Here is a 15,254-nt window from a genome sequence, read left to right on the forward strand (position 1 = left end):
GGGAGCGTTCAGCTCCCGTTTTGTTTTGTTCAGTTCCCGTTTTTTTTTCAGGTCTTAGGTTATAGCTTATTGAATCTTTATGCTGTTTTTCAGCTCGCCAATCACCGCATCTATCGATTTGGGTTTACTCAATAAATAACCTTGAATATAACGACAGTTCAAGCCACGTAAAATATCCAACTGTCCCTGAGTCTCAACACCTTCGGCAATCACAGCAACGCCCAGTTGTTCTGCGAGCAAGGTTACTGATTGAATCAACACTACATTGTTTCGGTTCTGCTCGATATCCATCACAAACGAACGATCGATCTTAAGAATATCGACGGTGTTTTTCATCAAGTTTGAAAACGACGCGTAGCCCGTACCAAAATCATCCAACGCCACTTTTACCCCTTGCTTACGTAAAATGCGCAATAATTCCTGCACTTGGGGCTTGTCTTCTAACGGGATAGATTCGGTGACTTCGACCACAATATCTTTGTAGCTTAGCCCGTACTTATCAATGATTTCAGTGATCGAGCAATGGCTATGGCTCTCTTGACTCAGTTCGTCAATAGACCGGTTGACGTTAACAGGGATGTTATCAAAGCCAAGCTGCTTAAGTTTGATGATGTCTTGGCACACCTTCTCAAGCATAACCTGACCAAGCTGAAAGATATAGCCAAACTCCTCAGCAATAGAGATGAACTCAAAAGGAGGAATAACTTCGTTGTCTTCACTCCAACGCGCTAATGCTTCCATCTCAACAATGGAGTTGGTATCAAGATCGTAAATAGTTTGATAGGCGACATCGATTCGCTTTTCGTCAATCGCTTTCTTGAGTTTGCGGCTCAAATCATGACGACGAGCAATCTTGTGTTCCAAAGGAACTGAATACTCGATGGTGGTGGTGAGCGGAGCATTTTTAGCTTCAATCAGCGCATAGTAGGCTTGATTGAGAGGGTGGGTGTCGATGACATCCTTAATACTCGATATGCCGATGTTCACGGCCAGTTCAATCGCGTGAGTATCTATTTTAAACGGTGTTTCAATCACGGAGCGTATCTGAGAGACTAAGTCGTCAATATTAACCGAAGCGTTTTTATCGACACTTAGCGCGAATTGGTCAGCGCCATAGCGGCAAATATTGATGGAGTCACTACTAAAATGGCTGTGGATTAACTGACCAACATAAATCAGCAGTTTGTTACCAAATGACTCGCCGTAAATATTGTTAAACGAAGAGAAGCGTTTGATATCAACGATAATGACCACAGGCTTGCTCACCGTTTCTAGCGCGTTGATGAATTTTTCACGCTTCATTAATCCAGTGAAGTCAGATTGCTCTTTATAGCGGTTTAACTCATTCTCAATCGATTTTTGCAGGCTCAAGTCTTCAAAGATGCCAATGTAGTTTTGCACCTCACCCAAACGATTGCGTAACTGATAAATAGATAAATGCTCAGGGTAGATAGCACCACTTTTGCTCTGATTCCATATCTCACCTTGCCAGAATCCATTTTCATGTACGGTCTGCCACATGGCGCGATAGAAATCTGCATCGTGAATGTTGGAGGCGAGAATGGATGGGTTGCGTCCTTCTAGCTCTTCGGCGCTATAGCCGCTGATGTTCACCACTTTGGAGTTACAATTGATGACGCGGTTATTTTTATCAGTGATCAGCACTCCATTCGGCGATAGTTCAATCACCCGCTGCGCAAGGTCAAACTCGGCCTCTAGATCTGAAACATGAGTGACATTTTTAACGTGGCCGGTGACTTCGGCTAAGTTTCCTTGCTGATCAAACTGTCTGGAATAGTTGATTTCTAGCTGCAGTTGACAAGGATTATGTTCTTTGTAGACAGTAAAATGCTCGGTTTGGGATGCAAGACTGAGGCTGGCTTTAAATTTGACAAATTGCTCAGGCTGATTGAACACGTAACGGCCAAAAAACTGGTCAAACGAGAGAGAAGTGGTGTGAGGCGCGGACAACATTTTGGCTAAGTGACTGGAATAGGTAAAATGATTTTCTGCAATACTCCAAGTCCAAGAGCCACTATGGGTGAGCTGTTCAGAGCGCTGGAACTGGCTCAAAAGATCGTCTTTTTGTTTACCGAGTCGTTGCTGCAGTATCGTTTTACCAATCAAAAAGCCTAGGGTTTCAAACCAGTTAGTATCAAAGTCAACCTCAGGCAATGGGTGGTTGTACATCAACGCAATAACGCCGATGGTGGTTTGGCTTCTAGATTGAATCGGTATTCCTAAGTAGCTATGTGCATCAATGACTTGGAGGATATCATCCTCTGGAAACTGCTCTTGAATACCCTCGGGGTAAACACACATATCGGCGCTGTCTAATACCGCTTCGCATGGTGTACCGCCTAACGAATAACTAATATTATCCGCAAGCTTACCTTGGGCGAGATAACAGCGAGTTGTGGCAGTTCGTTGCGCTAAGTTGTACTCAGCGATAAGGCAATGGTCAGGCTTGTAACGTAAATAGACTTCGTTCAAGCAACGCTGATAAAGCTCCATTTCATCTTTTGAATCAATCACTTTTTTAATTAGCGATTCCATTACGCAGCGAATTCCTAGATTGCATGATACGAGAAAAAGTGTAGCTCATAGTCACACAGATAGTGAGGTTTGTATATGGGATTGGGGAGGATTTGTGATTGAAATATATAAAGTTGTTAACAGGGAGGGCGACTAAATAGCCCTCATCACTGACTAGTTATTTTTGTGGCCGACGCCGCGGTTCTCTTTTTGCTTTAAGGTGATTTTACCAAAGCCCAGTTTCTTGAAATGGTTATCGCGATAGTTGCGCACCGCTTTAGTATCAGAGATGGCTTCAATCTGCTGCTCCATTTTCAAATATTCTGAGAGATCTATCCCTTCAGCATCAGCAACCGCTTCATGAATGGTGCGATATTGCTGGTACGAAAAGGTCAGGGTCTTCTCTTCGTCTTTATAGGTATAAAGTATTGTGCGCGACATAATGGTGTCCTAGATATCATCAATAGGCCAGCAATGCTGGCCTCATTTTGCAAGGCCTAGATTCTGCCTTGAAGCGGGATGATTGTCACGCTTTCACCGACCTTTACACTATCAATAGCGGGAGAAATTTCAATTAGGCAGTTAGCCTCGCTCATTGAGCGCAAAATCCCAGAACCTTGGTGTCCGGTTGTTTTCACCGATAGCTGACCATGAGCATCAATTTGGTAGACACCACGACTAAACTCAGTACGACCTTGTCGTGATCTAAGTTCTTCAGTCGCCGTGGCATTGACTTTTAAAGGTTGCCAGCCCATTTCACCTTGCATCTTACGCAGCGCTGGTTCGACAAAGTTGATGAACGAGACCATCACCGCTACAGGGTTACCAGGTAGACCAAAGAAGGGTTTGCGATTGAGATGTCCAAAAGCGAGTGGGCGACCCGGGCGCATATTAATTCGCCAAAAATCTATTTGGCCTAACTTGTCCAACGCAAGCTTTATATAATCCGCATCCCCCACTGATACGCCTCCTGAAGTAATGACGACGTCAGCTTGCTGCGACGCTTGCTCTAGCGCTTCCATCATCCTTGCTTGGTCATCATCAATGATACCTAAATCGATGATCTCGCAACCCAGCTTTTGCAGCATCCCCATTAAGGTAAAACGATTGGAGTCGTAAATAGAGTGGTCTTTTTGCGGCGTTCCTGGCGCTTGCACTTCATCGCCGGTAGAGTAGATGGCGACTTTTAGTTTTCGATAGACTTCGCATTGCGCTAAACCAAGTGAGGCCATCATGCCCATCTCAGCAGAGGAGATACGTTGACCGCTACCAAAGACCTCCGCACCGAGCGCAAGATCTTCACCCGCTTGGCGAACATTTTGCCCGGCCTTGATCGAAGCCTCACCAAAGGTGACGCTGTCACTATCTTGTGTCGCTTGTTCGCGCATCACAACCGTGTCAGCGCCTTGCGGCATAGGTGCACCGGTCATGATTTTTACCGCTTGACCTTTCTCTAGCGATTTTTGATAGGCGTGGCCCGCGAACACATCGGCCATAACTTGATAGTGATTGGCTCTGAGATCGTCACTGCGAATCGCGTAGCCATCCATGGCTGAATTTGTATATTGCGGCACGTTGACTGGCGAGATTACCGGCTGCGATAACACGCGTCCGTAACCATCAGCCAAACAGCAAAGTTCTTTCTCTGTCACAACTTCCACTGAAGAGAGAATCTTTTCTTGTCCTTGAGTCACCGATAAAAAAGCAGGAGAGAGCGTATCGCAACTAGCATTGGCGTTGCTTTTGCTTGAAGCAACGCTGTAGCTTTGGATATACGACACCACGAAATCTGCGATCGCCGATAAGTCATTGATGTCCATCTGCGGCAAGTTTGAGTCTGGCACTATGTTATCCGCCGCAATCGCAATGATGTTGCTGTCGTTTGGGTAGAGCCAAGGTTTGCCGACGGCTTCTCGATGAAGTTCAATCTTAGGGAAAGCAATGTTTTTGCAACCTTCGACCAAAATGACGTCCAAGTTATCGCAGTCAAAGCGAGACAGCAGGTACTCGAAACTGGACTCTTGCTCCGGCGTTTCGGTCATCAACGCAAAACGGTTTCTTGATGAAATCAACATCTGACTGGCCCCAGCTTTGCGCAGTCGGTAACTATCTTTGCCTGGTTTATCGACGTCAAAGTTGTGATGCGCATGCTTGAGTACACCGACCCTTAGGCCAACGTCAGTCAGTTTAGGTAACAAGGCTTCGAGTAAGGTGGTTTTTCCAGTACCAGAATAGGCAGCAAAACCCAACAGTGGGATAGGGAGGGAATTGTTCATCAGCTAAGCGTTCCAAATTGGGCCAGTTCTTCAGGGGTGTTGAGATTAACGAAGCACTGTGGTGAGTCACTAAAATCGACGTAGCGTGTGTGGCACTCTTTGTAGAGCAAAATGATCTTGCGATCGCCTCGCTCGAGAAATGCAGTCAGTTTAGGCAATACTCGCTTGTGGTAGAGGGTAAAAACCGGTTGTTGATAGTCACCATCGTGCGCCACTAAGATATCAGTTTGCGCTGTGACCTCTGAGCAGAAGCGAGCAACCAAATCGGTGTTGATTTGTGGACTATCACAAGGGACAAAACCGACCCAATCGGTGGGGGCATGGAGCAATCCCGCGTGAATGCCTCCCAATGGGCCAGGGTACTGCTTAAACTCATCACCAAATACCTGGCCATATTGCGCGTACTGCGACTGGTGGCGGTTGGCGTTGATTAAAATCTGAGAAGTTTGCGGGGCAAGTCGGTCAATCACATGTTGAATAAGGGGTTTACCATTTAACAATATTAACCCCTTATCATTGCCACCCATACGGCTGGCTTGACCACCCGCTAAAATAACCCAACTAGTTTGCGTTGGAAGAAGCATAACGACTCTTTATCTCTTTATCGGTAATAACTTGTAGTAGTGGTGATTCAACCAACGTAGTCTCTTTTATCCACCACTGTTTACGACATAAATCGGTTAAAGCGTTGGTTTGATGGCTGGTAATGACCAAACTTGAACCTCGATTCAGCAAGTCTTGAGCCATCACCACTAGGCGTTCAATCGATTCTTGATCAAGTGAGGCACTGGGTTCATCCATCAACAAAATCGATGGTTTCAATATCCAAGCACGCGCCATCGCTACCCGCTGTTTTTCTCCTCCTGACAACACAGAAATATGTTCGTCAGCGAGGGTTTCTAAGCCTACCATACGCAAAGCCGTAATGACTTGCGCTCGCTTATCTTTTGCAGACTCTTTTTGATAACGAATACCGTAAGCGACGTTCTGATAAACACTGCCATCGAATAAATAGGGTGATTGGTGCAGATAGATCACTTGATTGCGGCCACTTCGGGTAAACCAGCGTTGTAACAAGCTATCATTGGCGGCGTGGACACGTCCTGTGGTCGGTTTGATCAGACCTGAAAGAATTTTAAGTAATGTTGTTTTGCCCACTCCGTTATCACCTTTTAGGTAAATAGCGTCGTTGGGCCCAATCGTTAGGGTTGGGATGTGAAATAGAACTCGTTGTTTAAAGCGCATAGACAACTGCTGAGCAGTCATTTTTATCGTCATAATACTAAGTCCTTAAATACCCTTTGCCGCGCATACTGGTCAGTAGAAAATTGAGCAGCAGTGCCAGTGTGAGTAGAACAATCCCTAGCGCCACACCTTGAGCAAACGCCCCTTTATGGCTTTCCATCGCAATGGCGGTGGGGATGTTGCGAGTAATGCCCATAATGTTGCCACCGACCATAGTGGAACAACCGACCTCTGTCACAATTCTCGAAAAGGCAGCGATAGCGGCGGCGAGCAGAGGAAATCGTGTTTCCCAAATCATAGTGGCGATAATTCTCGGCACACTCACACCCAGTGTGATGGCCGTTTCGACTGCGCGTCGGTCACTCGATTGCAACGCCCCATGCATCATAGAGACAAGAACTGGAAAGCCAATCAACATTTGTCCAAAGATCATCGCTTTTTGAGTAAACAGCATTTGCCAATCACCCAGCGGTCCTGAACGGGACAAAAGCATGTACAGAATCAAGCCGATCACCACTGTGGGTATTGCTTGCAAAGTGTTGATCAACGATAGGAATAGCCACTTACCTCGAAACTCGGTATAGGCAAGCAAAAAAGAAAACATGATCGCTGGGAACAGGACTATGGAGATTGCAGATAAAGAGACGCTAAAAGAGACGGCCACGATCTCCCACAGCTCTTGGTCAAAACTGACCAAGAGCGCGAGTGCATCCAGTGTGGTTTGCCACAAACTCATAGACAATTATTGTTGGTCTGCATTGGCAACAAACAGCTGAGTGCCATTGAGTTTAAAGCTATTGATCAGAGCTTGGCCTTTGGGATTGACCAGCCAATCACTGAATGCTTTTGCACCTTGATAGTTGATACCTGGATAGCGCTCAGGGTTAACCAAGATCACTTGATACGGGTTGAACAGATTCTTATCGCCTTGAAACAGCACTTTGAGATCCAACTTATTGGTGTAGGCCAACCAAGTTCCGCGGTCGGTCATGGTATACCCCTGCATTTCATTGGCCATGTTGAGTGTGGGGCCCATACCTTGACCAACACTGCGGTAACCACCAAAGTTAGGTTCCATATCGGCTTGCTGCCAAATGCCTTTCTCTTTTTTGTGAGTACCGGAATCATCACCACGAGAGACGAAGGTGGCATTTTGGTTCGCAATTGACTTAAAGACCTCAGCGACATCTTTTTGTTCTGTTACCTTAGCTGGGTCAGATTGAGGACCAACGATAACGAAATCGTTGTACATCAGTTTACGCGGCAATACGCCAAAACCTTGCTCGACAAACTTAGCTTCCGCTTTTGGGGCATGGGTCATGACCAAATCAACATCGCCGTTTTCTCCCATTTTCAGCGATTTTCCCGTTCCTGCTGCGATCACATCAACTTGGTAGCCGGTCTCTTGTTCAAACTTTGGCAACAAGTATTCAAGCAAACCTGAGTGGTAGGTGCTCGTGGTTGTTGCCAAGCGAACATGGGGTTTTTCGCCTGCGGCGAACACAGAGTAACTGATGAGGGCGAGTGACGCTGTTGCAAGAGTGATTTTGATTGCTTTCATATAGTTATAATTCCATTTTGGGACTACAAAAACCGCCGTTTATCTTACGGCTTTCGACACTGGCGACTTATTTATAAATCGGCACGCATATTAAGCAAGCTTGATGCCAGAAATCTGTGAGCATTTTCGAACGTAATATCAGTAGCTTAGGTACATAAATCATGACGAGGGACAAAATGTCCCACTTTTATTCAGTTTGTTGATAAGAAACTTGGTACACTCTGTCCTAATTGCAACTAGTTGAACTGAGTAATATGCCTCCTTCCTTCGATCCAAACAAAGCGTCTCAATATCAAGCCTTCTCTGTTCTCGTCGTCGATGATGAACTAGGTATGCAAACCATCCTCAACAAAGCATTGAGCAAATGGTTTGCTAAAGTCGACTGTGTTGGCTCTATTGAACAAGCGGAGTCGTTGCGCACAGAGCATCACTATGATTTGATTGTGCTCGATATCAACTTGCCAGGTCGCTCCGGGATAGAGTGGGAAGAAGCTTTTACCGATCCGGAGAGAAAAGCCGATGTGATCTTTATGACCGGCTACGCAGATTTGGAAACCGCCATTTCAGCCCTTAAGCTTGGCGCGTCGGACTTTATTCTCAAACCTTTCAACCTAGAGCAGATGCTGCAAGCGGTGCAGCGATGTATGGATAAAAGGCTCGAGCAGCGCCATCAATATGCGCTACGCCATGACTTTAAGCGCCATATTACGACAGATATCGTCGGTGGCTCCGACAAAACCAAGCAGCTCAAGCAGTTGATCAGTCAGTTTGCGCCGTCACGAGCGTCGGTGTTGATCGAGGGGGAGTCGGGAACTGGTAAAGAACTGGTAGCGCGCGGGGTGCATGAAGCGAGTCAACGCAGTGGCCCATTTGTCCCAATCAACTGTGGCGCGATTGCGCCGGATCTTCTAGAAAGTGAACTGTTTGGGCACAACGCTGGTGCGTTTACTGGCGCAAAGAAGAGCCGTGAAGGCCTATTTAGAGTCGCGAATGGAGGCACGCTGTTTCTAGACGAAATTGGTGAAATGCCACTGACTATGCAGTCTGCGCTGTTGCGTGTGTTAGAGCAGCGTACCATTCGCCCGGTGGGCTCGGAAAAAGAAGTCACCGTTGACGTGCGAGTGGTCGCGGCGACTAACCGCAATCTGCAACAAGAGGTAGCAAAAGGGCATTTCAGACAAGATCTCTATTATCGGTTGAATGTACTTAAAATCGATGTCGCGCCGTTACGCGAACGAAAGGCAGACTTAATCGAGCTGGTGCCATTTTTTACCAAGATGTTGTCGGCGGAACTCGGTATGCCTGATCCTAAATGGGCTCATGAGGACATTTTGGCCATGAATGAGTATGACTGGCCGGGAAACATCCGCGAGCTCAAAAACCTCATTGAACGTTGTATCTTGCTCGGTAAGCCGCCAGCGCATTACTGGCGTGAGATACACGGAGAGACACTTAAACCATCGGTGACGATGACAGTGTCAAATGGCGCAGAATTGATCGAGCTGACTTCGAGCAGTACGCAGGGTCAAGGCTATCCCAACAGCTGGTGTTTGAAAGATGTTGAGAAAGCGCACATTCAGCAACTGGTTGATTACCATGATGGCAACAAGTCAGCGGCGGCACGCGATCTTGGCGTGGCAAGAAAAACCTTAGAGCGCAAGTTTAAAGAGTGGGAGAGTGAGGAGTCGAGCTATGCCGATTAGCGCGACGCTTTGGTCAAAGTGGCGTTATCGCTTTAAAACCATGGTGCGCTATCGTTTGATCATTTTGACCTCTGCACCGATCCTGTTGACGCTGATCGCGCTGATTGGAATCACCATCTACTGGTCGATTCATTACACTTGGCAAAGTGCATTGGTCGATGTTTCCGAGAGACTTGGTGTGGCTGAAAACAGTATTGAGCTGATTCAAGAGAAACAAGCCAACCACGTTAAGTCATTCGCACGCTCTTATGAGTTTATTCAGCGTGTGCGCGATCCTAATATCGAAGAGACTGAACTTCAGTATTGGGTGTCGGAGCAGCGTAAGGCGTATAAGCTCGATTTCTTACGTTTTCACCGGGTAGACAGCGTCGAGAGCAAGTTTCGCTTTATGGATCTGACACGACGCGAATCCTTTTTTGATGTGCTCTCGCAGCAACAGCTAGCTGAGCTCGGCGACGACTTAGTGAAACGGGCGCAAACGCCAATCTTAAACAGCCAAGCGGTAGAAAGTCGCGGATTGGTCAGCCGCACAGTGATACCTATCTACAACCCAAATCTCGACATTATTGGCTTTCTTGACGGCGGGCTATTGCTCAATAACAGCACTGGCTTAGTCGATACCATTCGCGATCTTATCTACCCCTCTAAGCAAGATACGTTACGCCCAGTAGGAACATTGACCGTATTTTTAGATGACCTGAGGGTCAGCACCAATGTACCGCTAGATAGCGATGATCGGCTGGGACGCGCGATTGGTACACGGGTATCGGATGAAGTCAAACAAGTGGTACTTATTGAGGGGCAGGAGTGGGTTAACTTAGCCTTCGTTTACGATGCTTGGTACATCACGGCCTACCAGCCGCTGTACGATCAGTACAATAATGTCATCGGGATGCTTTATACCGGATATTTGATGTGGCCGTTTTTAGCTACTTACATGACCAACATAGCTGAGATATCCATTACCACCGTCATGTTGTTGCTACTCTCCAGTCTGATTGTCTATCGGGGTTCTCGCGACCTATTTCTACCCGTCGAGCGCATCCACCGAGTGGTTAAGATGATCCAATTGGGCAAAGACACCCGGATTGGCCCGTTAGGACTGGATGAAAACCACGAACTCGCTCAACTGGCTAAGCAGTTTGACAACATGCTCGACCTACTTAAGCAGCAAAAGAGTGAACTTGAGGTTGCCGCTGGACAACTCGAACGCAAAGTACACGAGCGCACCGCGAGCTTAAAAGAGAAAACCGAGCAGCTCGAACTGCACATTCAATTGCTCAATCAGACCCGCGATAAACTTGTGGTGAACGAAAAGCTGGCCGCACTTGGGGAACTCACCGCAGGCATCGCCCATGAAATCAACAATCCGACCGCCGTCATCCTTGGCAACATTGAACTTATTCAGTTTGAACTGGCAGAAGACTCGCAGCGCGTCTCTGAAGAGATAGAAGCTATCCATGCTCAGATTGATCGGATTCGCAATATAACGCGCAGTCTACTGCAGTACAGTCGACAAGGGGGTGTACAAGATGAGATCACCTGGCAGCATGTGAACCCTATTGTCGAAGAGAGTATCACCCTAGTAAAAACCGGTTCGAAAAAGCGTGATGTGGAATTCGTCACCGATCTGAACGCGAAAAGTTGTGTCGAAGTCAATCGACATCAACTGTTGCAAATACTGGTTAATTTACAGATGAACGGTATCCATGCGATGGAAGGAAAAGGAAGGCTCACCATTACTACCACCGACTGGATGGATGGGGGTAACTGCCGAGGGGCGATCATCAGTGTTCGCGATCAGGGATGTGGAATCAAACCCGAGAATTTGAAGCGTATCTTTTCGCCTTTTTATACCACCAAAAGAGACGGTACTGGACTTGGGCTCTCGGTTTCACAAAGTATCTTGAGCCAAACAGGGGGCGAAATGAAAGTGGAATCAGAATGGGGCAAAGGGTCGACGTTTTATATCTATCTACCCGTTAGAAATGAATCGGAGCTAAAAATTACCAACATTTAGCTTAGTGTTGGTAACTCACAGTTCAAAATTCTGCGGTGTCATTTAACCTACAAACCGATCGACAAAGTAAAACAATACTTGCAGTTGGCGACATGAATCAGTAGTGTGGCGCCGTTTTTCATTTTTAATAGGTAATGACATTGATTTCCACAAACAACATCACGCAACAGTTCGGCGCCAAGCCGCTGTTTGAGAACATTTCGGTTAAATTCGGTGAAGGTAACCGCTACGGTCTGATTGGTGCGAATGGTTGTGGTAAATCAACCTTCATGAAGATCCTGAGCGGAGAACTTGAGCCGACTGGGGGTAACGTCAGTTACGATCCTAACGAACGTGTCGCTAAGCTGAATCAGGACCAATTCGCCTACGAAGAGTACACCGTGATTGATACCGTCATCATGGGGTATAAAGAACTGTGGAAAGTGAAACAAGAGCGTGATCGCATTTACTCATTGGCAGAAATGAGTGAAGAAGAGGGCATGCTGGTTGCGGATTTAGAAGTTCAGTTCGCGGAGATGGACGGTTACATGGCCGATGCCAAAGCCGGAGAACTCCTGCTTGCGGTCGGCATTCCTGAAGAGCAGCATTATGGCTTAATGAGTGAAGTCGCACCAGGTTGGAAGCTTCGTGTGCTTCTTGCCCAAGTTCTGTTTGCCGACCCACACATCATGTTACTCGACGAGCCAACCAACAACTTGGATATGGATACCATCCGTTGGTTAGAAGAGACGCTGAACCAACGCAACTGTACCATGATCATCATCTCGCACGACCGTCACTTCCTAAACTCAGTGTGTACGCATATGGCTGACTTAGACTACGGTGAGCTGCGCGTGTATCCAGGTAACTACGACGAATACATGACAGCAGCGTCTCAGGCTCGCGAGCGTCTACTGTCAGACAATGCCAAGAAAAAAGCACAAATCGCTGAACTGCAAACCTTCGTAGCACGCTTCTCTGCAAACGCGTCTAAGGCAAAACAAGCGACGTCTCGTGCCAAGCAAATCGATAAGATTCAATTGGAAGAGGTGAAAGCCTCAAGTCGTCAGAACCCGTTCATTCGTTTTGAACAGTCTAAAGAACTGTTCCGTAACGCGCTAATCGTTGAAAACTTGAGTCAAGGCTTTGAAGAAGACTTATTTAGCAACTTCAACGCGATTTTTGAAGTCGGTGAACGCGTCGCCATTATTGGCGAAAACGGTGTCGGTAAAACAACCTTATTAAACACATTGGCCGGTGTACTAAAACCACGCACTGGTGAGTTTAAATGGTCAGAAAACGCCAACATCGGTTACTACGCTCAAGATCATGCCGCCGACTTTGCGGAAGATCTCAACCTAATGGAATGGATGGGGCAGTGGCGCCAAGAGGGCGATGATGAGCAAGTCGTGCGCAGTTTCCTTGGTCGGATGCTGTTCTCTCAGGATGACATCAAAAAGTCAGTCAAAGTGCTGTCTGGTGGTGAGCAAGGGCGGATGCTACTTGGCAAAATCATGATGCATAAACCCAATATGCTGCTGATGGATGAGCCAACCAACCACATGGATATGGAATCGATCGAGTCGCTGAACAATGCGCTTGAACAGTACAAAGGGACGCTATTCTTTGTTTCGCATGACCGTGTTTTCGTTGACTCGTTAGCAACTCGCATCATTGAGATAAAGAACAATCAAATCACCGACTTCAAAGGGACTTACGCAGAGTTCCTTAAAGCTCGCGGTATTGAAGGCTAAACCCGCCGCCATTTAAATGTTCAGAGCCTCCAGATGGAGGCTCTTTTGCTATTTGAATACAAGCTTTTGCGCATAGCCACATTTCACTATCTATCTACTGCTGGCCCTTTACATCAAACTTAATTCTGTCGGCACCAGTAAAAACTTGAAAGCGCAATCCTTTTGCTCTCGCGATGGTGATAATGCCAAAGCGCTCTGCCAGCTCTAACCCCATCTGGGTAACGCCAGAACGAGAGAGCAACACAGGGATGCCCATTTGCGCCACTTTAATGACCATTTCGGAGGTTAGGCGACCAGTAGTGTAAAAGATCTTATCCGATCCCGACTCTTGATTAAGCCACATTTCACCGGCCAGCGTGTCCACGGCATTGTGGCGACCGACATCTTCCACAAATGAGAGTACTTGCTCTTGCTGACACACGGCACAGCCATGAACGGCACCGGCTTTTTTGTAGGTATCATTGTAGTGGGTCAAGGCTTCGAGAGCGGAATAGATTTCAGACTGCTTGAGAGTGACTTGCGGCACTTGATAGCCTTCAAGTTGCTTCATGACATTGCCGTACATGGTGCCTTGACCGCACCCGGAAGTGACGGTCTTCTTCTTAAGCGCGCTTTCCACCTTCTGGACGTCTTCTTTGGTAATCACCGCGGCGCTGTGCGTTTCCCAATCGATAATCACAGATTCTAGGGCATTGGGGTCACTCAGGAAGCTTTGGTTTTTTAAATAGCCCAATACCAGAGATTCTGGTCTAGAGCCCAGCGTCATCAGCGTCACCACCTCTTTCCAGTTCAACATGACAGTGAGTGGGCGTTCGCAGGCGATTTGCTTGGTTAAACGTTCGCCATATTCATCGAAGACGTCGACTTCTATGGTTTGCAGCGGATTTTCACTGGTTTTGATAATAGTAGGCTTAACCACGGCGGTTCCTATTCAATTGTTCAAGGAGTGCGACTTGCAAGCAAATTGTGTTCCTAACTGCGATTAGGTTATAGATTGCACACATTCTCAATTTTGAATCGACGGTTAGGCTAGGTTGAAAGGAGTACTCAACTTAATGCTAACGGCGTTTTTAGAATGATGACAGCACACTGGGTACAAAATTTGCTTTGTTATGCTGCTTAAACAGTTTGCTAAGTGCAGCGCATGAACCATCTAAACACATATTAACAATGGAATAAACCATGGCAAAACAACAATCTGTGACCGAACAACTGCACAAGAGTGAAGAGTTATGGTCAGTGGAGTGCCAACTTATCGCCCATGAGATTGCGACAGGTTTATGGACGACCACACAATGGCAGTTGGTCGGGTTTGACTTAAAACCCGCTCAACCCACTGACAACGTTTGTGTGTTGCAGTTACATCGAGATGAACGTACCGACTATCGCTTTAATCTCAGTTCCAAACAGCCGAAGCTGTTTGTGGTGTTAGACAATGTCGACTCCGATGAAAAACCAAGTATTGTCACCATTACCGCGTCGCAAAGTGTCGCAGGGCAATACATGGATGGGGACTATCTGGTGCTTTCTAACGATATGCCTCTTGCGGTACAAGCATGGATAGAAGCTTTTATTGGTCGACATGGCGAGTTGTTAGAACAGCGACGCAAGAAACGTAAAGGGGCGGGTAGAGCCAGTGGCAACTAATTTCTTAAATCGTTGGTCACAACGTAAGCTTGAGCAGCATTCTCATCAAGAAATTGAAGAGACACCACAAGACTGTGCCGAGCAGGGGGGCGAAGCAAGCCCTTGTGAGACTCAAGTTAAACAAGCGAGTGATGAATCATCGTCCGTTGCTTCGCTATTGGTGTCTGAAGCTGAGGCGAGCGTAAAAAAAGCCGCATTGCGAAAACTGTTTCTCTCTGGTCAGTTTAGCGAAATCGATGGTTTGAATGATTACGACCATGACTATAAAGCGGTCAAGTCTCTATCCAGTGAAGTGGCAGAAAAACTGCGCGATTGGATGAATCAACAAGATTCACAACCCGTTGCTGAAGAGTTGGACAGCGAAACCGCTGACACCGAGGTCGATTGCGCAGAAATGGATGAACAAACGCCAAATGAACGAGCACAAGCCGACAAGCCCGATCAAACAATGGGACAAAATATACCACACAAAAAATAGGTACATTTTGACCAAGTGTGAATATAACGGGTGAGACAATTTGTCTCACCCGTTTT

General features: G+C 46.8%; 13 protein-coding genes. 5 read left to right on the forward strand and 8 right to left on the reverse strand.

Going from position 1 to position 15,254, the window contains the following annotated elements:
• Positions 1–66 precede the first annotated feature (66 nt).
• From MTO69_RS06760 to MTO69_RS06790, 7 genes are all read right to left on the reverse strand, one after another.
• Positions 67–2,556 (reverse strand): bifunctional diguanylate cyclase/phosphodiesterase, encoded by a 2,490-nt coding sequence (locus tag MTO69_RS06760; protein WP_248334161.1) that lies wholly within the window; start codon positions 2,554–2,556, stop codon positions 67–69.
• 153 nt (positions 2,557–2,709) lie between these two features.
• On the reverse strand, positions 2,710–2,976 hold the full coding sequence (locus tag MTO69_RS06765) for a DUF2960 domain-containing protein (RefSeq protein WP_248334163.1): 267 nt from the start codon (positions 2,974–2,976) through the stop codon (positions 2,710–2,712).
• Between the two features lie 56 nt (positions 2,977–3,032).
• Positions 3,033–4,811 (reverse strand): bifunctional molybdopterin-guanine dinucleotide biosynthesis adaptor protein MobB/molybdopterin molybdotransferase MoeA, encoded by a 1,779-nt coding sequence (locus tag MTO69_RS06770; RefSeq protein ID WP_248334170.1) that lies wholly within the window; start codon positions 4,809–4,811, stop codon positions 3,033–3,035.
• Complete coding sequence (gene mobA, locus MTO69_RS06775; protein ID WP_248334178.1) at positions 4,811–5,395, reverse strand: molybdenum cofactor guanylyltransferase MobA; 585 nt, start codon at positions 5,393–5,395, stop codon at positions 4,811–4,813. The genes MTO69_RS06770 and mobA overlap by 1 nt, the downstream gene beginning before the upstream one ends.
• Positions 5,373–6,089, reverse strand: coding sequence for an energy-coupling factor ABC transporter ATP-binding protein (locus tag MTO69_RS06780; RefSeq protein ID WP_248334193.1), 717 nt, complete (start codon positions 6,087–6,089; stop codon positions 5,373–5,375). Before MTO69_RS06780 ends, mobA begins: the two co-directional genes overlap by 23 nt.
• Positions 6,090–6,093: 4 nt before the next feature.
• Positions 6,094–6,792 (reverse strand): ABC transporter permease, encoded by a 699-nt coding sequence (locus MTO69_RS06785; RefSeq protein ID WP_248334202.1) that lies wholly within the window; start codon positions 6,790–6,792, stop codon positions 6,094–6,096.
• 6 nt (positions 6,793–6,798) lie between these two features.
• The gene (locus MTO69_RS06790) at positions 6,799–7,617 is read right to left on the reverse strand and encodes a substrate-binding domain-containing protein (protein ID WP_248327706.1); all 819 of its coding nucleotides are present in this window, start codon (positions 7,615–7,617) and stop codon (positions 6,799–6,801) included.
• Between the two features lie 254 nt (positions 7,618–7,871).
• Between MTO69_RS06790 and MTO69_RS06795 the strand changes: the two genes are divergently transcribed.
• From MTO69_RS06795 to MTO69_RS06805, 3 genes are all read left to right on the forward strand, one after another.
• A complete protein-coding gene (locus MTO69_RS06795) occupies positions 7,872–9,320 on the forward strand; it encodes a sigma-54-dependent transcriptional regulator (RefSeq protein WP_248327708.1) in 1,449 nt (482 codons plus the stop codon).
• Positions 9,310–11,340 carry a sensor histidine kinase gene (locus tag MTO69_RS06800; protein ID WP_248327710.1) on the forward strand — a complete coding sequence of 677 codons (2,031 nt, stop codon included), beginning with the start codon at positions 9,310–9,312 and terminating at the stop codon, positions 11,338–11,340. Before MTO69_RS06795 ends, MTO69_RS06800 begins: the two co-directional genes overlap by 11 nt.
• 140 nt (positions 11,341–11,480) lie before the next feature.
• A complete protein-coding gene (locus tag MTO69_RS06805) occupies positions 11,481–13,073 on the forward strand; it encodes an ABC-F family ATPase (RefSeq protein WP_248327712.1) in 1,593 nt (530 codons plus the stop codon).
• Between the two features lie 94 nt (positions 13,074–13,167).
• On the opposite strand, the gene MTO69_RS06810 is transcribed toward MTO69_RS06805, so the two are convergent.
• Positions 13,168–13,992: a formate dehydrogenase accessory sulfurtransferase FdhD gene (locus MTO69_RS06810; protein ID WP_248327714.1), complete on the reverse strand. Its 825-nt coding sequence runs from the start codon at positions 13,990–13,992 to the stop codon at positions 13,168–13,170.
• Between the two features lie 263 nt (positions 13,993–14,255).
• Here MTO69_RS06810 and MTO69_RS06815 point away from each other — a divergent pair, with 263 nt between their 5' ends.
• Both MTO69_RS06815 and MTO69_RS06820 read left to right on the forward strand, forming a co-directional pair.
• Positions 14,256–14,720: a DUF3305 domain-containing protein gene (locus tag MTO69_RS06815; protein WP_248327716.1), complete on the forward strand. Its 465-nt coding sequence runs from the start codon at positions 14,256–14,258 to the stop codon at positions 14,718–14,720.
• Positions 14,710–15,198, forward strand: a complete 489-nt coding sequence (locus tag MTO69_RS06820) for a DUF3306 domain-containing protein (RefSeq protein WP_248327718.1) — start codon at positions 14,710–14,712, stop codon at positions 15,196–15,198. The genes MTO69_RS06815 and MTO69_RS06820 overlap by 11 nt, the downstream gene beginning before the upstream one ends.
• Positions 15,199–15,254: the final 56 nt, after the last annotated feature.

This window comes from Vibrio sinaloensis, from assembly GCF_023195835.1.
Taxonomy (GTDB): Bacteria; Pseudomonadota; Gammaproteobacteria; order Enterobacterales; family Vibrionaceae; genus Vibrio; species Vibrio sinaloensis_C.

Excerpts from the sequence above, each read along its gene's own strand:
- MTO69_RS06790 (WP_248327706.1), bottom strand. The coding sequence starts at position 7,617 with ATGAAAGCAATCAAAATCACTCTTGCAACAGCGTCACTCGCCCTCATC.
- MTO69_RS06760 (WP_248334161.1), bottom strand. The coding sequence starts at position 2,556 with ATGGAATCGCTAATTAAAAAAGTGATTGATTCAAAAGATGAAATGGAG.
- MTO69_RS06800 (WP_248327710.1), top strand. The coding sequence starts at position 9,310 with ATGCCGATTAGCGCGACGCTTTGGTCAAAGTGGCGTTATCGCTTTAAA.
- MTO69_RS06780 (WP_248334193.1), bottom strand. The coding sequence starts at position 6,089 with ATGACGATAAAAATGACTGCTCAGCAGTTGTCTATGCGCTTTAAACAA.
- MTO69_RS06785 (WP_248334202.1), bottom strand. The coding sequence starts at position 6,792 with ATGAGTTTGTGGCAAACCACACTGGATGCACTCGCGCTCTTGGTCAGT.
- MTO69_RS06795 (WP_248327708.1), top strand. The coding sequence starts at position 7,872 with ATGCCTCCTTCCTTCGATCCAAACAAAGCGTCTCAATATCAAGCCTTC.
- MTO69_RS06815 (WP_248327716.1), top strand. The coding sequence starts at position 14,256 with ATGGCAAAACAACAATCTGTGACCGAACAACTGCACAAGAGTGAAGAG.
- MTO69_RS06770 (WP_248334170.1), bottom strand. The coding sequence starts at position 4,811 with ATGAACAATTCCCTCCCTATCCCACTGTTGGGTTTTGCTGCCTATTCT.
- MTO69_RS06765 (WP_248334163.1), bottom strand. The coding sequence starts at position 2,976 with ATGTCGCGCACAATACTTTATACCTATAAAGACGAAGAGAAGACCCTG.
- mobA (WP_248334178.1), bottom strand. The coding sequence starts at position 5,395 with ATGCTTCTTCCAACGCAAACTAGTTGGGTTATTTTAGCGGGTGGTCAA.